We start from the raw sequence: 20504 nt of genomic DNA, 5'->3' as shown, positions 1-20504 counted from the left end.
GCGTGCGCGTGCCTGCACCATCGACATCGACGGCGTGCGCGGCGCGTACTGGGGAAGCGGCGCGGGCGAGCCGGTGCTGTGCTTCCACGGCGTACCGGCGTCGGCCTATCTGTATCGCAAGGTTCTGCCTGCGCTGGCGGAACGCGGCCTGCGCGGCATCGCATTCGATCTGCCGGGACTCGGCCTTTCCGACCGACCAACGTCCTTCGACTATACGTGGACGGGGCTGTCGGCCTGGGCTGATCGCTTCGCCGAAGCCCTGGGTCTCACGCGCTGCCACTTCGTCGTGCACGACATCGGCGGCCCGGTCGGCTTTGACGTGATCCGCCGCCGGCCGGAGCGCGTCGCCTCGCTGACGGTGCTGAACACCGTCCTCGAAGTCTCACGCTTCACGCCCCCTTGGGTCATGCGCCCGTTTCGGTGGGCCGGCATCGGCGAGGCGTACCTGGCGGCGATGACGCCGACGATGCTCGGCGTGCTGATGCGCACACATGGCGTGCTTCGAGGACTTTCGCACGCCGAGGCGACGGCCTATGTGCAGCTCCTCAAGGGCGACGACGGCGGCCGCGCATTCCTGAAGATCATGCGCGGCTTCGAGCTGACGACGGCGTTCGAGTCGCGCATCGCCGCGTCGCTGCGCGCACGGACGTTTCCCGCGCAGATGCTATGGGGCGCACAAGACCCGGCGCTGCCCATGCGCCGCTATGCGCCGGCGATCGCCCGGCTGCTCGGCGTCACCGAAGCGACGCCGCTTCCCGGAAAGCATTTTATCCAGGAGGATTCAGCCGAGCAGATCGCCGACGCGGTCGTAGCGCTGGCAGGTTCGCCGAGGTAAGCCACTCTTTCGGGCGGATCGCCACTCGCACTCTGTTCAAGCGCTCCAGGCGCGCGGCGCGAACACCGCGTCGACCCGCGTATGGAACAGATGGTTGGAGTAATTGCTCAGCGTCTTGACCGCGATCGCGAGAATGATCTCCAGCACGTGTCGCTCGCTGTAACCGGCGCTCAGGAACGCATCGACGTCGCGTCGCGCCGGAAGGCCGCGCGTCGTCACCATCGTGCGTGTGAAGGCACTCAATGCCCCAAGCTTGGCGTCGGGAACTTCCGTGCCACTGCGAATCGCGTCGGTCACCGCCGGCGGTACCTTCGACATCTGGTCTGCGATGAAGCTGTGCGCGGCCACGCAGTATTGACAACCGTTGGTGCGGCTGATGGTCAGGAAAACGACTTCCTGCTCGGCCGGAGTGAAGCCCGACGACTGCCGGAACTGCTGATAGCCGTGCAGATACGTGTCCAGCAGGCCCGGCGAATTCGCCATGCCGGCATACATGTTCGGGACGAAACCCAGACTCTTCTGCGCACCTTCAAGCGCGGCCTTGGCAAGCGGCTCGGCATCGGCCGCAGTGCGGGGGGACAACGTCAGCTTGTACTCGGCAGACATCACGGACTCCAGGTAAGGCGAATGGTGCAACCGAGCATGGGCTGCTCAACTGATGCATGACAGATTGCAGCGTCTGAGAATCATGTCCGACCGTATCGGTGCGCCGGACGCCGGTAACTCGTCGCGGCGGTGGCTCAGCTGCCGGAACCGGCGGGGGCGGCGTCAGAACCCGATGACTCGAGTCTCGCAATCAGAGCATCCAGACCGCCGCGCTTGATTTCGGCGGCGAACTGACCGCGAAAGTTCACGGCGAGGCTGATGCCTTCGATCGCAATATCGTAGATGCGCCATCCAGCCTGCCCGTCGAGGCGCATGGAGAACGCAATGGCCAATGGAGGCTTGCCGGGCTGCTGAACTTCGAGATTGACCGTGGCCGACGATCCGTCGTTACGGACGGTGGCCGCCTTCCAGACCAATCGGGTCGACGGTTCGTAGCCCAGAAACGCGCTGGCATACGTGTTGATCAGCGTATGACGGAACGCATCGAGAAACCGCTGGCGCTGTTCGCCAGACGCAGACTTCCAGTGCTGCGCGAGCACGAGCCGCCCCGTGTAATCGAAGTCGAACACCGGAAGCAAAACGCCGTCGACCATCGCGCGAAAGTCCGCCTGGTTCTGTTCGTAGGCTTTCCTGTTCTTCTGGATCTGCGATAGCAACTGGTCGGTCGCACCTTGCACCACCGTTTGTGGTGTGGACTCTGATGCGGCGGCGTGCGGCGTGAGCAGCACCAAGGCCCAGAGCAGCACTGCGGAGCGAATGATTGCTGCGAACATGATCAACATCCTCAACTACGGTGGCCGCATGCTAGGTCCGCCCTCAGTCCGCCGATACGCTCGACCGTCCGGACTTTGTGCTTGATCGTCGGATGCCCGCGCGCTCTGCCCGCGCGCCCCGCGGGGCGCGGCCCTCGATACACGGCGTAGCCTCCTGCCCAAGACGATCGAACATGAAGTCCCGACGATCGAATGCGGCGCGACTTGCAAGCACTGCCTAGCATGGCCTCGCATATTCAATCGCGAGCATCTCATGAAGTTGTTGGCACGCCTGCATTGCGCGCTCATGTCCTTCGGCGCTGCCGACTTCGTCGCGCCGCTGCTGCTGCGTCTCTACCTCGTCCCGATCTTCTGGATGGCCGGAACGCGAAAGTTGGAAGGCTTCGGCGACACGGTGGCCTGGTTCGGCAATCCGGCTTGGGGGCTGGGTCTGCCGTTTCCCTGGCCGATGGCCCTTTTCGCGACGGCCACGGAAATCGGTGGCGCGATCTCTCTGTTGCTGGTTGTCGCGGTGCGCTGGTTCGCGATCCCTCTGATGTTCACGATGGTGGTGGCCGCCGGCACCGTGCATTGGCAGAACGGCTGGCTTGCGATTGCCGAGGGGTCCGGACCATTCGCAACCGAGCGCACCGTCGAGGCCGCCGAGCGCCTCGCGCGAGCCAAGGAGATTCTGCAGGAGCACGGCAACTACGAGTGGCTGACTGAGCACGGCAGCTTCGTGATCCTCAACAACGGCATCGAGTTTGCCGCGACCTATTTCGTGATGCTGCTGGCGCTCGCGTTCCTCGGCGCGGGGCGTTACGTCAGCGTCGACTACTGGGTATCGGAGTGGCTCAAGCGTCGTGAACGCGCACGTGGCCGACCCGATCCCCTGTCCTGTTCCCCAGTCCCACATGGAGAGTTGTCATGATCATGATCTGTGCAAAGAAGCCCGTTGCCATTGCGCTGGGCGCAGCGGTCGTCGCCGCGTACGGTGGTCTGCATGCCGAGTCCGTGTTCGCCGCCCAGGATCTCGCCGGCGGCTATCAGGTCGCCGCCGCCGAAGACAAGGCAGGTGAAGCGAAATGTGGCGAAGCTAAGTGCGGCGCCGACAAGAAGAGCGCCGGTGCCGATGGCAAGTCGGCGGAAGGCAAGTGCGGTGAGGGCAAGTGCGGCGCCGACAAGTCGAAGGCCGGCGGCGATGGTAAGACCGCAGAAGGTAAGGCTGCTGAAGGCAAATGCGGCGAAGGCAAGTGCGGCGGCAAGAAGTGATTCGCCCGGCGATCGCGCGGCTGACGCCGTCACGGTCGCCCTGACCAGCGACTGCGTCGGACCGGTGGCATGCCCGGCGTAAGGCATCCCCTGGCCGGACCACCAACGGTCCTCCCCAGCCTTGCGGCCACCGGTCCTTCGCAGACTCTGCAGACGAGCACCCGAATGAGCACGAATCCATCTGAAGCGCCGGACCTCGCCGATGTGTTCCGCGCCTATCCGCATGGCGTTCCCGAACTGCTCGCCTACCACGACATCCTGCTGCGTGGAGCGTCGGACCTGAGCGTTGCGCAGCGGGAGTTGATCGCGGCGTATGTGTCCGGCATCAACGCCTGCGGGTTCTGCTTTGGCGCGCACAGCATCATCGCGAGCACGTTCGGAGTCAGCGAAGACCTGATCCGCGCGCTGGTCGACGACCTGGACGCCGCACCGGTCGAACAGCGCCTCAAGTCCTTGCTGTACTACGTCGGCAAGTTGACGCGCACCCCGGCTCGCGTCACCGAACAGGACCGGGCACAGGTGTACGCCGCGGGATGGAGCGCGCGCGCCCTGCACGATGCCGTTGCGACCTGTGCGCTCTTCAACTTCATGAACCGACTCGTTGAAGGGATGGGCGTCAGGACCAGCTCCGCGATACAGGCAGCGCAGCGTGAGCGCCACGGCGCGGCCCCTCAGCAGAATGACCCGTCGCCGTACATGAACTACGGACGACGGATCGGCGTTGTGCCGCCGCTTCCGGACGTTCCGCAGCCGGACGACACGTGACCCTGCACGCTCGCACCGCGTGGATACTGGCCGGCGGCGGCAGCCTCGGCGCCGTTCAGGTCGGAAGCCTGCAAGCGCTCATCGCGGCCGGCCTGTGCCCAGACCTCGTCGTCGGCGCGTCTGTCGGCGCCATCAACGCCGCGTACCTGGCCGGGCGTCCAGACTCTGCCGGGATGGAGGCGCTTGCGTCGATCTGGCGCGGCTTGCGTCGCCAGGATGTCTTTCCCTTGAGCTGGATCGACGGGCTACGCACAGCCCTCGGACGGCGCAGCTATCTCATCTCGCCCAGCGCGTTGGGCCGCGTCATCGACGCCGCGCTGCCGTACGCGCGCCTCGAAAAGGCGGCGATTCCCATTCACGTCGTCGCCACCGACCTTCTGACCGGTGAAGCGGTGAGCCTGTCCGAGGGGTCCGCAAGAACGGCATTGCTGGCCAGCGCCGCCATTCCGTCGGTGTTTCCGGCGGTCACGCATCAGGGCCGCACGCTGATTGACGGCGGGGTGACGAGCAACACACCCATTGCCGAGGCAATCGCGCTGGGTGCTGAGCGTCTGATCGTTCTGCCGACCGGGTTTTCGTGTGCGTCGGACGATCGTCCGCAAAGCGCCTGGGCGATGGCGCTGCATGCCATCAATCTGCTGATCATGCGTCAGCTCGTTCGGGATGTGGCGCTGCACGGGCAGCGCGCCGAGATCGTCATCGTGCCGCCGCTGTGCCCGCTGGCCGTGAACGTGTTCGACTTCGACCACGGCGCCGAGTTGATCGACCGCGCCCGCGATGCCACGGCGCAGTGGCTGGATCATGGGGGCATCGCCAGGCCCGGCGTTCCCGACAGCTTGCGACCTCACCACCATGGGTCATGACGGTATCGGGTCGTGTCCCACGACGTGGTGTAGGTTCTGAAGGTCATCGGTGGCAACTGGTTTAGGTTTGGGTTTGCGAAGACTCAACCCTGAACACAAGGAACCACCGATGACCGATGAGATGATAAACTTGCGTGCGCTGCTGGAGAAGAGCCCGGACGCAGACCTGCTGCGCGAGATGATCGGCTTTGCCAGGTAAGCGGCTGATGGAGCTGGAGGTCGGGGCGCTGACCGGCGCAGCGTATGGCGAGAAGAGCGCCGAGCGCTTGGTCCAGCGCAACGGCTACCGCGAGCGCGACTGGCAGACGCGGGCCGGTACGGTCGAGCTGCGCATCCCCAAGCTACGCAAGAGCAGCTACTTCCCGGGCTTTCTGGAGCCGCGCCGGATGGCCGAGAGTGAGGCGGATCAGCAAACGATCCGGTGAATCGTTTGCCCGCCGAACACTGACGGCGGTGATCCAGGAGGCGTACATCCAGGGCATCTCGACGCGCTCGGTGGACGATCTGGTGCAGGCCATGGGCGGCAGCGGGATCTCCAAGAGTCAGGTTTCCCGGCTGTGCGAGGAAATCGACGAGCGCGTCCATGCCTTTCTGGACCGGCCGATCGAAGGCGACTGGCCGTACCTGTGGATCGACGCGACCTACGTGAAGACCCGTCAGGCCGGCCGGATCGTGTCGGTGGCAGTGATCGTTGCCGTCGGCGTGAATGCCGGCGGGTCAATCCCAGCTCAGGGCGCCACCCGTCTGATACTCCGTCACGCGCGTCTCGAAGAAGTTCTTCTCCTTCTTGAGGTCCATCACCTCGCTCATCCACGGGAACGGGTTTTCCGCACCGGGGTACAGCGGCTTGAGGCCGATCTGGGCGCAGCGGCGGTTGGCGATGAACTTCATGTATTCGTTGAACATGCTGGCGTTGAGGCCGAGCACGCCGCGCGGCATGGTGTCGTGCGCGTAGCGGATCTCCAGTTCGGTGGCCTCGACGATCATGTGGGCCACTTCCTGCTGGAACTCGGCGGTCCACAGGTGCGGGTTTTCGAGCTTGATCTGGTTGATCACATCGATGCCGAAATTCATGTGCATCGACTCATCGCGCATGATGTACTGGATCTGCTCGGAGGTGCCGACCATCTTGTTGCGGCGGCCGAAGCTGAGCAGCTGCACGAAGCCGACGTAGAAGAAGATGCCTTCGAAGACGACGTAGAACGCAATCAGGTCGCGCAGCAGGCGCTGGTCGGCCTCCTTTGTTCCGGTGTGGAAGTCGGGATCGGCGAGGCTCTGCGTGAACGGCAGGCTCCACGCGGCCTTGTCGTGGATGCTCGGGATCTCGCGGTACATGTTGAACACTTCCGCCTCGTCCAGGCCCAGGCTCTCGATGCAGTACTGGTAGGCGTGCGTGTGGATCGCTTCCTCGAAGGCCTGGCGCAGCAGGTACTGGCGGCACTCGGGGTTGGTGAGGTGGCGATACACCGCGAGCACGAGGTTGTTGGCGACCAGCGAGTCGGCGGTGGAGAAGAAGCCGAGGCTGCGCTTGATGATCGTGCGCTCGTCCTCGGTGAGCCCATTGGGGTCCTGCCACAGGGCGATGTCCGCGGACATGTTGATTTCCTGCGGCATCCAATGGTTGTTGCAGGCGTCGAGGTACTTCTCCCAGGCCCACTTGTACTTGAAGGGCACGAGCTGGTTGAGGTCGGCGCGGCAGTTGATGATCCTCTTGTCGTCCACGCGGATGCGGCGTGCGCCCATCTCGACGTTCTCCAGCCCCGTGGCGCCGGCCGCGGGCGCGTGCGCCGCGTGGCCCGTCGTGTGACCTGACGCGGCCTGCGCGATGACCGCGGGATTCGGTTTGTACGCGGGTGCCGGCGCGGTCGGCGCGGATGGGGTGGCGGTGCTCGGCGTGTCGTCCCAGCTCAGCATGTCGGTGTCCTCATTCTGGTGCCGGACGCGGGTCCGGTGATGGCGTCATTGCGGGGGCGGCGCAGCTCCTGCGAAACGTCTGCGCGCGATGTCCAAGAGTGCGCTCGCGCGCGCGGCCTCGTCAAGGGGTTCACACAATCTGTAGTGATCATGCTGCAGTGCGATCGCAATATATAGTGATCAACACAGCTTGTCCGCTGCTTGCCCACAGGCTGTTCCAGCGCCCGTCCAAGGGTTTTCAGGCGGGTTCTTCCGGGGGGTGTCCAGGGGCTGTGCACAGGCTTGCGCACAGTCGCCGCGGAACAAAAGGCCCCGTGGCGAGCGCCACGGGGCCAGTGCTGCCAGCGCGGGTGTTACTGGCAGGCTTCGCAGTCCGGATCGAGGATCGAGCAGACCTTGGCGCTGCCGACGTCGGTGGCGGCGGCGACAGCCGCCGGCGGGGCAACGATCGGCTCCGGCGCGGCAGCGGGCCTGGCCGGGTGCGCCGCCGCGGCGACCGCGGGCGTGCCCACGCCGCCGACGGCATTGAGCCGGCCGTCGCTGATCGTGGTCTTTTCCGCGTGCGTCGCGCCCATCGTGCGCAGGTAGTAGGTCGTCTTCAGGCCCGACACCCACGCGTGCTTGTAGAGCTCGTCGAGCTTCTTGCCGGACGGCTCGCGCATGTACAGGTTCAGCGACTGCGCCTGGTCGATCCACTTCTGGCGGCGGCTGCCGGCATCGACCAATCTCTTCGGGTCGATCTCGAAGGCGCACTTGTAGATGTCCTTGAGCTCCGGCGGGATGCGGTCGATCTTCTGCACCGAGCCGTCGAAGTACTTCAGGTCATGCGCCATCACCTCGTCCCACAGGCCGAGCTTCTTGAGGTCGTTGACCAGGTACTCGTTGACGACGGTGAACTCGCCGGAAAGGTTCGACTTGACGTAGAGGTTCTGGTAGGTCGGCTCGATCGACTGGGACACGCCGGTGATGTTGGCGATGGTCGCGGTCGGCGCGATCGCCATCGTGTTGGAGTTGCGCATGCCCACGGTCTTCACGCGCTCGCGCAGACCGTTCCAGTCGAAACGGCCGGACACGCTCGTGTCCTGCTTGAGATAGCCGCCGCGCTGCTTGGCGAGGATCTGGATCGAGTCGATCGGCAGTATGCCCTGACTCCACAGCGAGCCCTCGAAGCTCGAATACCTGCCGCGCTCGGCGGCGAGATCGGTCGAGGCCTTGATCGCGTAGTAGCTGATCGCCTCCATCGACTCGTCGGCGAACTGGATCGCGGCGTCGGACTCGTAGGGCAGGCGCAGCTTGTAGAGCGCGTCGTTGAAGCCCATCACGCCCAGGCCGACCGGACGGTGGCGCAGGTTCGAATTGCGCGCCGTGGCCACCGAGTAGTAGTTGTACTCGATGACGTTGTCGAGCATGCGCATCGCGGTGCTGACGGTCTTTTCGAGTTTGGCCAGATCCAGCGTGCCGTCCGCGGTGACGTGCGCCGGCAGGTTCACCGAGCCCAGATTGCAGACCGCGATCTCCTGGCCGGCCTTGGTGTTGAGCGTGATCTCGGTGCACAGGTTGGAGCTGTGCACGACGCCGACGTGCTGCTGCGGTGAGCGCAGATTGCAGGGATCCTTGAACGTGACCCAGGGATGCCCGGTCTCGAACAGCATCGACAGCATCTTGCGCCACAGGTTGAGCGCCGGCATGCGCTTGAAGTTCTTGATGCGGCCCTCGTCGGCGAGCTTCTCGTACTCGCAGTAGCGCTTCTCGAAGGACTCGCCGACCAAGTCGTGCAGGTCCGGGGTTTCCTCGGGCGAGAACAGCGTCCACTGGCCTTCTTCCATCACGCGCTTCATGAACAGGTCGGGCACCCAGTTGGCCGTGTTCATGTCGTGCGTGCGGCGGCGGTCGTCGCCGGTGTTCTTGCGCAGTTCGAGGAACTCCTCGATGTCGCGGTGCCAGGTCTCCAGGTACGCGCACACCGCGCCCTTGCGCTTGCCGCCCTGGTTGACCGCCACGGCCGTGTCGTTGGCGACCTTGAGGAAGGGCACGACGCCGTTGGACTTGCCGTTGGTGCCCTTGATGTAGCCGCCCATGCCGCGCACCGGCGTCCAGTCGTTGCCGAGGCCGCCGGCAAACTTCGACAGCATCGCGTTGTCGTGGATCGCGCCGAAGATGCCGTGCAGGTCGTCCGGCACCTGCGTGAGGTAGCAGCTCGACAGCTGCGGGCGCAGCGTTCCGGAGTTGAACAGCGTCGGCGTGCTCGACATGAAGTCGAAGCTCGACAGCAGCTGGTAGAACTCGATGGCTTTGGCTTCGCGCTCGATCTCGTTGATCGCCAGGCCCATCGCCACGCGCATGAAGAACGCCTGCGGCAGTTCGAAGCGTGTCTTGTGGCTGTGGATGAAGTAGCGGTCGTAGAGCGTCTGCAGGCCGAGGTAGTCGAACTTGCCGTCGCGTTCGGCGATCAGCGCCTTGCCCAGTGCGTCGAGGTCGTAGAGCGCGAGCTTGGGATCGAGCAGCTCCAGCTGCACGGCCTTGTGGATGTATTCGCGGAAGTAGTCCGGGTAGATCGCCCGCATCTCCTCGAAGGTCGGGCGCGACTGGCTCATGCCGAGGAACTTGAGGGCCTCGTGGCGCAGCGCGTCGAGCAGCAGGCGTGCCGACACGTAGGTGTAGTTCGGCTCCTTCTCGATGCGCGCGCGTGCCGCCAGCGTCAGCGCCTGGCTCAGCTCCACTTCCGGCATGCCGTCGTAGAGGTCGCGCAGCGCGGCGTTGACCACTTCCTCGATGTTGACGCCGGTCAGGCCGGTGCAGGCTTCGCGCACCAGGCGTTGCATGCGTTCCTCGTCGAGAGGGACGACCGTGCCGTCGTCGCGCGTGATCGACAGGCGCGGTTTCTCGGCGGCTGGCCGGGTGGCGGCTTCGGCGGCGCGCTTCTTGGCCTGCTCCTCGCGGTACAGCACGTAGGCACGCGCGACCTTGTGCTCGCCGTTGCGCATCAGCGCCAGCTCGACCTGGTCCTGGATGTCCTCGATGTGCAGCGTGCCGCCACCGGAGAGATGGCGCATCAGCGCCAGCTCGACCTGGCGGGTCAGCGCCTCGACCTTCTGGCGCATCGACGCCGACGCCGCCGCGGCCGCGCCGTCGACGGCCAGGAAGGCCTTGGTCATCGCGATCTGGATCTTGGACGCGTCGAAGGCCGTGACCTTGCCGTTGCGGCGGATCACCTTGACCGCGCCGGGCGCGGTGGCGACCAGCTCGGCGGTGGTCGCGGCGGTTGCCGCCGGCACCGGGCGGCGCGAGTCAGATGGCGACGCGGACGGAGCAACCAGGGTTTCGGTCTGCATTGTTCGGGCTCCCCCAACGAGAAAAACACGATTGGATCACTGCTGCGCGGCGCGATTGCGGTGGGCACTCGCGGCAGTGTGCCAACCATATCTTGTGGTTTGAGACAGCGTCAACCCCAACCAATTGTGTTGAACCGGTGCGAAGCCGGTGCATAGTCTGTGCATAAGCCCTGCAGGACCGCCGCGGTCCCCTGCAAAACCAGAGGCTTGCGCGCCACCCCGGCGCGCAGGCCGCATCGCTGCAGGTTTCGCCGTTGAAAAACGTGCATGATCGCGGCTCGGCGGCCGCGCAAGGCTGTGATAAAAACGATGACAAAACGTCAGACACCTCGTGTCATGCACATGGTCCGGAACGGCGGTGGCGAGCGATGCTCGTGAAACCGACGTTCGCGCGCCCGGAGCCGGAGGCTCGTGCCCGGCTCGCCGCACTGCTGCAGCGCCTGCACGGTGCGCAGGGGGAGCAGAAGCTCGACGCTCTGGCGGCCCTGGTCGGATGGATCCGTCCGCGCCGGTCCAGCGATGGCGAGGAAGCGACGCGACGTCTGCGCGAACTCACGCAGCTGCTGCGGGACGAGCCCGGCGGCCGCGCCGCGCTGCGCAGCGCCCTGCACGATCTGATCCTGGACAAGCAGCCGCTGCGGCTGCTCACCGACGTCGGCATCCTGGCCGCCGGCAGCCTCGCCGGTGGCGTGTGGCGGCGGCTGTCGCACCGCTTCCTGCCCGAGGAACTCGATCCCGCGCAGCTCAAGGATGTCATCAGTCTGCTGTTCACGCGACGCGACGACTACCGCTGGGTCGAGGCGATCGCCGATGCCGATTGGGTGGCGATGCTCGACGCGCTCGATTTCGGCGTACTCGACCGCAGTGCCGCGCAGCGCATGCCGGTGCAGATCCTGGAGGCCCTGCTGATCGTGTCGTACCGGATCGCGGCGCTCGGCCTCGAGCCGGAGCTGGTGCGCAACCATCCGTCGATCGAGCGCTATGAGTCGCCATTCCTGATGCAGAACGTCGAGCTGCGCCAGTTCATCGACGAGCGGCAGCGCTCGCGTGCGGAAAAACGCGAGCCGACGATCGACGACAAGCATCTGCTGGTCCTGCTCGGGCAGTGCGAGCAGATCATCGGCAGGGTGCGCAAGCAGGCCGCGCAAACCGGCGCCAGCGTGAGCCTGACGGTGCTGCTGGCGCGGCTCGGGCAGAACCTGGCGCGCTTGCAGCAGCTGCTGCAGCTGCTGGAAACGCGTCCGGTGCACGAGCTCAACGAACTGCGCGTGCAGTTCTTCAAGCAGCTGGTGCGCGCCGAGAACACCCGCGACAGCATCTCCGCGCTATGGGGCCAGACCGTCGAGCTGCTGGCCACGCGCATCACCGAGAACGCCAGCCGGACCGGCGAACACTACGTCACCAGCACGCGCGCCGAGTATCTGCAGATGCTGCGCTCGGCCCTGGGGGCCGGCGTGATCGTGCCATTGATGGCGATGATCAAGATCGGCCTGGCTGCCGAACCGCACTCGCCGCTGGGCGCTGCGGTTGTTTACAGCCTCAACTACGGGCTCGGGTTCGTCCTGATCTACCTGTTGCACTTCACCATCGCGACGAAACAGCCGGCGATGACGGCGTCCTACCTCGCCGCCACGCTGGCGGCCGCGGAGAACCCGCGCGCGCGCATCGCCGTCGGCGCCGACCTCGTCGTGCGCACCCTGCGCAGCCAGTTCATCGCCATCGTCGGCAATGTCCTGCCGGCCTTCCTGCTGCCGGTGCTGATCGCCTACGCGATCCTGTTCAATACCGGCTCCCATTACCTCGATCCGCGGACGGCGACGGCGCTGCTGATGGATCAGCATCCGCTGGCAAGTCTCGCCTGGCTGCACGCGGGCATCGCCGGCGTGTGCCTGTTCCTCGCCGGCCTGATCTCCGGATACTTCGACAACCAGGCGGCTTACAACCGCATCCCGCAACGCCTGCGGCAGCTGCGCTGGCCGCGCCGGCTGTTCGGCGCCGCGCGCGCCGAGCGCATCGCCGTGTACGCCGAGGACAACCTCGGCGCCCTGGCGGGCAACTTCTTCTTCGGCTGCATGCTCGGCTCGGCGGGCACCGTCGGCTTCATCCTCGGCCTGCCGATCGACATCCGGCACGTGACGTTCTCGACCGCCTATCTGGGTTTCGCGCTGCCGGCGCTGGACTGGTCGCTGGCCGCCGGGACCGTGGCACTCGTCGCGCTGGGCGTGCTCGGGATCGGTCTGATCAACTTGCTGGTCAGCTTCAGTCTCGCGCTGTTCGTTGCGCTGCGCGCGCAGCGCGTGACGCTCGACGACCGGCGCGCCTTGATTCGCGCCGTGGTGCGGCGTATCGCGGCCCGGCCGCGCGATCTGGTCTGGCCGCCGCGCGATGCCGGATGAGCGAACGGTTCAGCACAGCCGGGTGGCTGCAGCGTCGAAGATCTTCTCGGCGTTGGCGGCGAGGAAGTTGCGGAAGATCAGCGGCTGGCCATCCTGGCGCCAGAGCTTGCGCCCGTGGTCGTCCACCGCCTGATTGCGCTCGATGATCTCGACGAACTGCTTTTCGGTCTGCGCGATCCCGACCGAGCCGTCGGCTTCCAGGACCGGCGTGTCCATGGTCGCTGCCATCGTCGCGGTCTGCCGCAGCTGCGTGCCGGGCGCGCCCTGGATCTGCGGCAGCATGCGAAAGCCGCGGGCGAGCATCGCCTCGGCCATCGCCTCGATGCCGGAGTAGCCGGCGGCGCGGATGTCGATGGTGACGTGGTTGAAGTCCGGGCCCAGTGCGAGTGCGCTGGCGGCCTCGCCGGAGACGCGCGCGACGGCTTCGAGCGTGCCGCGCCGCAGCGGGGGGCCGTTGCGCGCCATCAGGCGTTCGACGAAATGCGCGACGAAGTTCTCGGCATCGGCGCCGCTCAGGCCGCCATCCGCCTCGAAGCGTTCGATCAGCGCGACGAGAGGCCCGTGATCGACCGCGCGCGCCTGTGCCGCGCAGTCCTCGCGGATCAGTTCGGCGACGTCGGCCGGGAACGCGGCGAGATCGACCTGCGAGACGAAGATCTTGAATTCGCCGGCGTCCTCGCCGATCACCTGCAGGTCGCAGGACACCAGCTTCTTCGCCGGGAACCGGTAGTCGCGTTCGCGGCGCAGGCCCAGCACCTGTGCCGCGCGCAGGAACAGCTGCGTAACGGCCGGGTCGGCGGTGCGGATCGCACCGTGATCGTTGTGGAAGCGGCCGCCGTTGTCGGCGACCAGTTTCTGCAGCGCGACGAAGTCCGGCACGTTGCGCGCGAACTTGGCGGTGGCGCGCTCGACGAAGCGCTGGCGGATCCGTGCGGGGGGCAGTCGCGTGCTCATCTGGATGCGGGCCTCACAGGCGCTTGGTGTCGCCATCCGTGCCGGGCGCGCCGTCCGGCATCGACAGCCGTGTGGTCTGGCACTCGTAGCGCACGACCTCGCCCTTCTGTTGCGACAGGGGTGCGCCCGGACTGATCGCGCCCTGGCCGGTCAGCACGGCCCGGTCCTTGGCCAGCTTGACTTCCTCCCCCGAGCCGATCAGCACCCAGCTGCCGTTGCGGCTGTCATCGACGTAGTAGAACTTGCCGTGCACGTACTCGATGCGGCCATGGATGCGCGAGGCCGTGTCGGAGCTGACGCGCACCGCACAGCGCTCGTCGCGCCCGATCAGGATGGGACAGTCGGCGGCGCGGAACACGCGCGGTACGCCGCGCACGCGCAGCGTGATCGCGGTGAACACGCCGACGTCGGCGACGTCCAGCGGCGAGGCGAGCTGTGTCTCCACCGCTGCCGCGTCGGCGCCCTTCAGCAGATACAGCTCTGCGGCCAGCGTCTGCGGCGCGGCGGGTAGGGTTCCGGCGGGCAGTTGATCGACGAAATTCTTCAGGGCGGCGATACAGTGCACCGGCACGCGCGACACCAGCCCGGACAGCCGGTGCAGCCAGTGGCTGCGCGGGCGCCCGCCGTCGAGCACCATCGGTCCGTGGCCGAGAATCACCCGGGCGCACAGCGAATGTCGCTCCGGATTGCGCGCGCGCAGGCCTTCCATCATGTGCTGCACCGTCTGCGCGAAGCCGAAGGCCGCGTCCGGCTGCTCGAAGCGGACCAGCAGGCGCCGCCCGTCCGCCTCGGCGACCGTGCCGCGCACCGCCGCGGCTTCGAGCGTCAGCTGGCGGATCTCGTCGGGATTGAGGGCCTGGTCGGTGACCAGGGCGCGCCGGGTGTCGCTGAACTCGGCGAGGAGCAGGCTGGCGATGACTTCCTGGGCGGCCTGACTGTTCATGGCATCTCCGTCGGGCAGCGGTACCGGCTGCGCGGGATGGGCGTCAGTTTATTACAAGTAGGTGCATGCCTTACGATCGCCCGGTCCATCGACCGCGCCGCCAGCGGAGTCCGCACGCGTGATCTACCAGAAGCACTGCCCCGGCTGCTTTGTCAGCAAGAGCGGACTGGCGGTCTGTCCGCACTGTGGTTACGACGAGTCGGCGCCGCGCTCGCCGCTGTATCTGCCGCACGGCGCGATCATCGGCGGCGAGTACCGCATCGGCCGCGTGCTCGGCCGGCCCGGCGGCTTCGGCATCACCTACCTGGCCTGGGACGTCCACCTGCAGCAGCGCGTCGCGGTCAAGGAGTACCTGCCCAAGGCCCTGGCGACGCGCAATGCGGAGTCGCTTGACGTGCGCGTGCTGGAGCCCGCCGGCGAGGCGGCCTACCGCGATGGGCTGGAGCATTTCCTGCACGAGGCGCGGGTGGTCGCGCGTTTCAACCATCCCAACATCGTGCGCGTGCGCAGCTTCTTCCGCGCCCATGGCACGGCCTACCTGGTGATGGACTACTACGAGGGCGTGAATCTCGGCGATTACCTGGCCGGACTGGAGCAGGGACGCGTCGATGTGCGGACGGCGGTCGAACTGCTCGGGCCGGTGCTCGAAGGCTTGCAGTTCGTCCACGAGCGCGGCGTGGTGCATCGTGACATCAAGCCGCACAACATCTACCTGACCAGCGCCGGCCGCACCATCCTGCTCGATTTCGGGGCGTCCCTGCTGCATGCCGGCGATGCCACGCAGCAGGGCAAGGCGATTCTGCTGTCCGAGGGCTACGCGCCGCTGGAACAGTACCAGCGCGATGCGCCGCAGGGGGTCGCGGTGGACATCTACGGCGTGGCGGCGACCCTGTACCGGATGATCACCGGGCATGCGCCGCCGCCGCCGCTGGATCGCATGGGCCACGATGCGCTGGCCGACGAGGACCTGCTCGGTGTGCCCGGCTTCGCCGCCGTACTGCGCAAGGGACTCGCGCTCCAGCCGCAGGACCGTTATGCGCGTGCCGACGAGTTCCGGCGAGCGCTGTTCGACGCGCTCGAACTGCCGGACGGCGTGGCGTCACCGGCGGAGGAGCCGGAGACCCGCGCGTACGCGGCGCATCCGGCGGCAACGGCGAAGTCCCCGGCCGACGCGGTCACGAAGGTCGCGGAGGTCGCGCAGGCTGCGCATGCGGGGCACGGCGCGGTGCTGGTCGCCGCGGCGATTCTGGTGGGCTGCGCGATGATCGCGCTGACCTTGTGGCTGAAGCTGCCGGGCTGACTCAGTTTGCGCGCAAGGCATCGACGATCGGCAGGCGTGCGGCGCGCACCGCCGGGAAGATGCCGCCGATCATGCCGATGAGGACGGCCCAGGTCACGCCCTGCACCAGCAGGTCGGGCGTCACCCGGAACGCGAATGCGGTCTGGCTGAAGGTCTGGAAGTTGAGGGTGGACACCGAGTAGCCGTTGAACAGCAGGTACGCCAGCGCCGCGCCGATCGCGCCGCCGGCCAGTGCCAGCAGCAGCGCCTCGATCAGCACCGAGATCACGACCGGCAGCCCGCCGAAGCCGAGCGCGCGCAGCGTCGCGATCTCGACGCTGCGCGTCGATACCGCCGCGTACATGGTGTTGAGCGCGCCGAACACGGCACCGATCGCCATGATCACGGTGACCGTGTAGCCCAGGCCGTTGATGAAGTTCGACAGCGCCTTCGAGCGCGAGGCATAGAAGTCCGGCTCGCGCTGCACCTGCACGGTCAGGCGCGGGTCGGTGGTGACGCGGTCCTTGAAGGCCTGGAAAGTCTCCGGCCGGTCGTCGTCGAGCTGCGCGGTGACGCCGGTGTAGCCCTGGCGCGGGATCGCGCCGTGCAGCGTATCGACATCGACCCAGATCTCGGATTCATGGGCGCTGCCGTCGGCCTCGAACACGCCGACGACCTGCCAGGGTCCGTCACGCACCTCGACCGGGTCGCCCAGTTCCAGTCCCGCGAACTGCGCCTGGGCGGCGCGGCCGACCAGCACCTCGCGGCGGCCCGGCTGCAGGTCGCGGCCGGCGACGATGCTCGCTTCCGGGCGCACCTGCCAGACGTTGCGCGCGACGCCGCGCACGATCACGTTGCTGGCGCCGCCGCTGGATTTCTTGACGACGTCGGTGAGCATGTACAGCTCGGCGGACGCGAGCGGCTTGCCGTCCGCGCCCCTGCGGATGCCGGGCAGGTCCACGACGATCTGGCCCTGGTCGCGGTACAGCACGCTGGACAGTTCGTCGGTCGCACCGCCACGCAGCACGATGACGCGGTCCGGTCGTCCGGTCGAGGCCAGCGTCGCCTGGAAGCCGGCCGCCATCGACAGCAGCGCGGTCATCACGCCGACGACGCCGGCGATGCCGATGACGATGACCAGGGAGGTGCCGAGCCGGCTCGGGATGCTGCGGACGTTCATCGCGGTGACCGCGGCGATCTGGCGCAGGAAGGGGGTCATGGCTTCGTCACGATAAGCTTTCGGATGTTCGTCATTCTCGCGAAAGCGGGAATCCACTCGCGCTCATCAGGATTCTGGATGCCCGCCTGCGCGGGCATGACGGTGGAGAAGGCGTTCATTGCCACGTTCATCGTCCCGCCAGCGCATCGACGATCGACAGGCGCGCGGCGCGCAGCGCCGGCGGCAGGCCGACGGCCAGTGCGAGCAGCGCGGCGAGCGCCACGCCGATCGCGAAGGTTTGCGCATCCACGCCCATGCCGGCGAAACCCGGCAGCTTGGCGGCGATCGGCGGCAGCAGCACGGTGGCGATGCCCAGACCGAGCAGCGCGGCGAGCACGCACAGCACGGCGGATTCGGCGAGCACCAGCACCAGCACGCGCGTGTTGCCGAAGCCCAGGGTCTTGAGCACGGCCAGCTCCGGAACGCGCTCGCGCACCGACTGCATCATCGTGTTGCCGGTCAGGAACAGCAGCGTGAAGAACACCGCGCCGAGGATCGACTTCACGATCAGGCCGATGTCGCCCATCTGCTTGATGAACGACTGGTTGAAGGCTTTCTCGGAATCGGTCTTGGTCGGATTGGTCGAGTTGCGGAAGCGCTCGTCGATCGCCTTGGCGACCGTCGCGTTCTGCTCCGGATCGCGCGTGCGCACGATGTACCAGCCGACGATGCCTTGGCCGAACACGCGTGCTTCGTCGAAGTACTCGTGGTTGAACAGCATCATCTCGTACTGGCCGCGCGCCGAGGGGTCGGCGGTGTCGAAGATGCCGACCAGATCGAATTCCCAGGTGTTGCCGGTCTTGGCGGGCCAGATCGTCGCCTGGATCGGGATCCTGTCGCCGATCTTCCAGCCGAAGCGGTCGGCCAGTGTCTTGGCGACGATCGCGCCGGTGCGCGTGCGCAGGAACGCATCCTTCTGCTCCGCCGGCAGCACGATCTCCGGGTACATCTCCAGGTAGCTCGCGGCGTCCACCGGGAACTGCGCGAAGAAATTGCGCTCGTCCTGATAGATGCCGCCGAACCACGACGCCCAGGTCACCGCGGCGACGCCGTCGATGCCGCGGATCTCGTTGAGGAAGCTGTACGGCAGCGGCTGCGTCAGCGAGTACTTGGAGATGACCACGAGACGGTCGGCGCCGGCGACCTCGACGCCCTTGTTGAAGGCGTTGTTGACCGCATAGAGCAGGCCATAGAGCAGGAACGCGACGGCGATCGAGGCCATCGTGAAGATCGTGCGCGGGCGCTTGCGCCACAGCGCTGACCAGACCAGGGGAAGGTATTTCATCGCCAGCGCCTCAGTGCACAGCCGTTTCCGCTAGCTGGCCCTTGTCCAGAAAGACGCGATGCGACGCGTACTCCGCGGCCTTGGGATCGTGCGTGACCATGACGATGGTCTTGCCGTGCTCGCGATTGAGCGTCTGCAGCAGCGTCAGCACCTCGTCCGCGGTCCTGCGGTCGAGATCGCCGGTGGGCTCGTCGCAGACCAGCAGCGTCGGATCGGCGACGATCGCGCGCGCGATGGCGACGCGCTGCGCCTGGCCGCCGGACAATTCGCTGGGCTTATGCTTCGCGCGTTCCGCGAGGCCCACGACCTGCAGCGCGATGCCGACTCGCTTCATGCGTTCGGCCTTGGACAGGTGGGTCAACAGCAGCGGCAGTTCGACGTTGCGCTCGGCGCTGAGCATCGGCAGCAGGTTGTAGAACTGGAACACGAAGCCGACGTGCGTCGCGCGCCACTGCGCGAGAGCGCCGGAACCGAGCTGGTCGATGCGTGCACCGTCCACCGAAACCGATCCGGCGCTGGGCCGGTCGAGTCCGCCGATCAGGTTCAGCAGCGTGGTCTTGCCCGATCCGCTCGGGCCCATCAACGCGATGAACTCGCCGGCCTGGATGTCCAGCGACAGGCCGCGTAGCACATCGACGGTTTCGGCGCCGCGGGTGTAGGTCTTGTGCAGATCGCGGATGCTGACCAGAGGGTTTGCCATGTCGAAGTTCCGTTGTTGAACCGGGCGCATGCTCAAGGTTCGACCCGCACGCGCACGCCGTCGCGCAGCCGCGTGAAGTCGCCGACCGCGAGCCGCTCGCCGCCGGTGAGGCCGGCGGCGATGCGCAGCCCGTCCGCCGACCTGCCTTCCACGCGCACCGCGCGCCGCTCCAGCCGCTCGCCGGTGACCACATAGACGACGTCCGCGCCCTGGTCCTGGGTGACCGCTTCCGCCGGCACGACGACGGCCGCCCGGGCTGCGCCGGCCTTGTCCGGCGCGTCCATGAAAGCGACGCGGACGCCCATGTCCGGCAGGATGCGCGCATCCTGGACTTCGAGTCCCACCCGCACGCGCACGGTGGCTTTCGAGCGGTCGGCCGCAGGCACGACGGCGATCACGCGCGCCGGGATGCTCCAGTCCGGATAGGCATTCAGGCGCGCGGTGACCGGCTGGCCGGGGCGGACGCGGTTGATGAAGTTCTCGTTGACATCGACCTCCACCTCCAGCGAGTCCATGTCCACCAGCGTGCCGATACCGGTGCGCGTGCCGGCGCCGCCGGCGGACAGTGGCGAGATCATCTCGCCGGGCTGTGCGTTCTTGACCGTGATCACGCCGTCGAACGGGGCGCGCACGACGGTGTCGTCGAGCAGCTGCTCCTGCACCGCGACGCTGCGCTCGGCGACGGCGACGTTGCGTTCGGTGGTTTCGAGGCGTGCGGCCAGGCCGTCCACCGCCGCCTGCGCGTTGTCGAGGACCTGTTCGGATACCAGCTTGCGGGTCGCCAGCTCGCGCGTGCGCTGCAGCTGCCGGCGCGCCTCGTCGAGCTGCACGCGCACTTCCGCGAGCTGCGCACGCGCGGCGTCGCGCTGCGAGCGCGCGAGTGCGAGCTGGGTGCGCGCGTTGCTGTCGTCGATGCGCGCGAGCACGTCGCCGGCGCGGACCGCCTGGCCCTCCTCGACCATCACGGCGACGACCTTGCCGGTCACCTTCGATGAAACCGTGGCCTGGCGGCGCGCGATCACGTAGCCCGAAGCGTCGAGCACCGATGTCGCAGTGCCAGGGTCGCTGACGGTGCGTGCGGAGACGAGCTTCACCGGCACGACGTCGGGGCGGTGCAGCAGCCAGCCGCCGGTCACGGCGATGGCGGCGGCAAGGGCCAGCAGCCACGCCAGTCGCCGACCGGGATTTGGCGAGGCGGGAGTGCCGCGATCGATCTTCAACTGGCCGAGCAGGCTGGATGTGTCGTTCATGCGCGCGGCAGTGTGCCGGCTTTCGTGGCGCCGATCCAGCGCGAGCCTCTTCCAATGACACATGAGCCTGAAGGGGGTGCGTGATTCCAACGTGAAGTGAGCCTGAAAGGCCGGCGGGGCGGCGGGATCATCGGAGGAT

Annotated in this window: 18 protein-coding genes and 1 pseudogene; 8 read left to right on the top strand and 11 right to left on the bottom strand. The window is 67.1% G+C overall.

Annotated features, from left to right (window positions below):
- Nucleotides 1-34: 34 nt before the first annotated feature.
- Nucleotides 35-835, top strand: a complete 801-nt coding sequence (locus AAG565_RS11895; RefSeq protein WP_348819814.1) for an alpha/beta fold hydrolase — start codon at nucleotides 35-37, stop codon at nucleotides 833-835.
- 36 nt (nucleotides 836-871) lie between these two features.
- Here the strand turns inward: AAG565_RS11895 and AAG565_RS11890 are convergent, their stop codons facing one another.
- A complete protein-coding gene (locus AAG565_RS11890) occupies nucleotides 872-1441 on the bottom strand; it encodes a carboxymuconolactone decarboxylase family protein (protein WP_348819813.1) in 570 nt (189 codons plus the stop codon).
- A gap of 134 nt (nucleotides 1442-1575) precedes the next feature.
- Entirely contained in the window at nucleotides 1576-2214 is a 639-nt protein-coding gene (locus tag AAG565_RS11885) for an ABC transporter substrate-binding protein (protein WP_348819812.1), read from the bottom strand.
- A gap of 253 nt (nucleotides 2215-2467) precedes the next feature.
- Between AAG565_RS11885 and AAG565_RS11880 the strand changes: the two genes are divergently transcribed.
- From AAG565_RS11880 to AAG565_RS11860, 5 genes and pseudogenes are all read left to right on the top strand, one after another.
- Nucleotides 2468-3124: a DoxX family protein gene (locus AAG565_RS11880; RefSeq protein WP_348819811.1), complete on the top strand. Its 657-nt coding sequence runs from the start codon at nucleotides 2468-2470 to the stop codon at nucleotides 3122-3124.
- The gene (locus tag AAG565_RS11875) at nucleotides 3121-3465 is read left to right on the top strand and encodes a hypothetical protein (RefSeq protein ID WP_348819810.1); all 345 of its coding nucleotides are present in this window, start codon (nucleotides 3121-3123) and stop codon (nucleotides 3463-3465) included. Before AAG565_RS11880 ends, AAG565_RS11875 begins: the two co-directional genes overlap by 4 nt.
- A gap of 165 nt (nucleotides 3466-3630) precedes the next feature.
- Complete coding sequence (locus AAG565_RS11870; RefSeq protein ID WP_348819809.1) at nucleotides 3631-4230, top strand: peroxidase-related enzyme; 600 nt, start codon at nucleotides 3631-3633, stop codon at nucleotides 4228-4230.
- Between the two features lie 2 nt (nucleotides 4231-4232).
- Nucleotides 4233-5093, top strand: coding sequence for a patatin-like phospholipase family protein (locus AAG565_RS11865; protein WP_348819858.1), 861 nt, complete (start codon nucleotides 4233-4235; stop codon nucleotides 5091-5093).
- A 109-nt stretch (nucleotides 5094-5202) separates the two neighbouring features.
- A pseudogene (locus AAG565_RS11860) lies at nucleotides 5203-5801 on the top strand (transposase); the annotation flags it as partial.
- 9 nt (nucleotides 5802-5810) lie between these two features.
- Here the strand turns inward: AAG565_RS11860 and AAG565_RS11855 are convergent.
- Both AAG565_RS11855 and AAG565_RS11850 read right to left on the bottom strand, forming a co-directional pair.
- Nucleotides 5811-7007: a ribonucleotide-diphosphate reductase subunit beta gene (locus AAG565_RS11855; RefSeq protein ID WP_348819808.1), complete on the bottom strand. Its 1197-nt coding sequence runs from the start codon at nucleotides 7005-7007 to the stop codon at nucleotides 5811-5813.
- Between the two features lie 353 nt (nucleotides 7008-7360).
- Nucleotides 7361-10339, bottom strand: a complete 2979-nt coding sequence (locus tag AAG565_RS11850; protein ID WP_348819807.1) for a ribonucleoside-diphosphate reductase subunit alpha — start codon at nucleotides 10337-10339, stop codon at nucleotides 7361-7363.
- A 374-nt stretch (nucleotides 10340-10713) separates the two neighbouring features.
- Here AAG565_RS11850 and AAG565_RS11845 point away from each other — a divergent pair, with 374 nt between their 5' ends.
- On the top strand, nucleotides 10714-12735 hold the full coding sequence (locus AAG565_RS11845) for a site-specific recombinase (RefSeq protein WP_348819806.1): 2022 nt from the start codon (nucleotides 10714-10716) through the stop codon (nucleotides 12733-12735).
- A gap of 9 nt (nucleotides 12736-12744) precedes the next feature.
- Here AAG565_RS11845 and AAG565_RS11840 read toward each other — a convergent pair whose 3' ends face one another.
- Together AAG565_RS11840 and AAG565_RS11835 are read right to left on the bottom strand one after the other, a co-directional pair.
- The gene (locus AAG565_RS11840) at nucleotides 12745-13689 is read right to left on the bottom strand and encodes a DUF1338 family protein (RefSeq protein WP_348819805.1); all 945 of its coding nucleotides are present in this window, start codon (nucleotides 13687-13689) and stop codon (nucleotides 12745-12747) included.
- A gap of 13 nt (nucleotides 13690-13702) precedes the next feature.
- Nucleotides 13703-14632, bottom strand: a complete 930-nt coding sequence (locus AAG565_RS11835; RefSeq protein WP_348819804.1) for an FHA domain-containing protein — start codon at nucleotides 14630-14632, stop codon at nucleotides 13703-13705.
- 118 nt (nucleotides 14633-14750) lie between these two features.
- Between AAG565_RS11835 and AAG565_RS11830 the strand changes: the two genes are divergently transcribed.
- Entirely contained in the window at nucleotides 14751-15932 is a 1182-nt protein-coding gene (locus tag AAG565_RS11830) for a serine/threonine-protein kinase (protein WP_348819803.1), read from the top strand.
- Nucleotide 15933: 1 nt separating this feature from the next.
- Here AAG565_RS11830 and AAG565_RS11825 read toward each other — a convergent pair whose 3' ends face one another.
- From AAG565_RS11825 to AAG565_RS11805, 5 genes are read right to left on the bottom strand one after another with little or no spacing between them, the layout of a single operon-like run.
- Nucleotides 15934-17130 carry an ABC transporter permease gene (locus AAG565_RS11825; RefSeq protein ID WP_348819802.1) on the bottom strand — a complete coding sequence of 399 codons (1197 nt, stop codon included), beginning with the start codon at nucleotides 17128-17130 and terminating at the stop codon, nucleotides 15934-15936.
- Nucleotides 17127-17249, bottom strand: a complete 123-nt coding sequence (locus tag AAG565_RS11820) for a hypothetical protein (RefSeq protein ID WP_348819801.1) — start codon at nucleotides 17247-17249, stop codon at nucleotides 17127-17129. The genes AAG565_RS11825 and AAG565_RS11820 overlap by 4 nt, the downstream gene beginning before the upstream one ends.
- A gap of 8 nt (nucleotides 17250-17257) precedes the next feature.
- The gene (locus AAG565_RS11815) at nucleotides 17258-18415 is read right to left on the bottom strand and encodes an ABC transporter permease (protein WP_348819800.1); all 1158 of its coding nucleotides are present in this window, start codon (nucleotides 18413-18415) and stop codon (nucleotides 17258-17260) included.
- A gap of 10 nt (nucleotides 18416-18425) precedes the next feature.
- Nucleotides 18426-19115 carry an ABC transporter ATP-binding protein gene (locus tag AAG565_RS11810; protein ID WP_348819799.1) on the bottom strand — a complete coding sequence of 230 codons (690 nt, stop codon included), beginning with the start codon at nucleotides 19113-19115 and terminating at the stop codon, nucleotides 18426-18428.
- A gap of 32 nt (nucleotides 19116-19147) precedes the next feature.
- Complete coding sequence (locus AAG565_RS11805; protein WP_348819798.1) at nucleotides 19148-20365, bottom strand: efflux RND transporter periplasmic adaptor subunit; 1218 nt, start codon at nucleotides 20363-20365, stop codon at nucleotides 19148-19150.
- Nucleotides 20366-20504 lie beyond the last annotated feature (139 nt).

Source organism: Fontimonas sp. SYSU GA230001, assembly GCF_040066175.1.
Lineage (GTDB): Bacteria > Pseudomonadota > Gammaproteobacteria > Nevskiales > Nevskiaceae > Solimonas.
The sequence above is the reverse complement of the archived record's forward strand: the minus strand, read 5'-3'. Positions and strand labels throughout refer to the sequence as shown.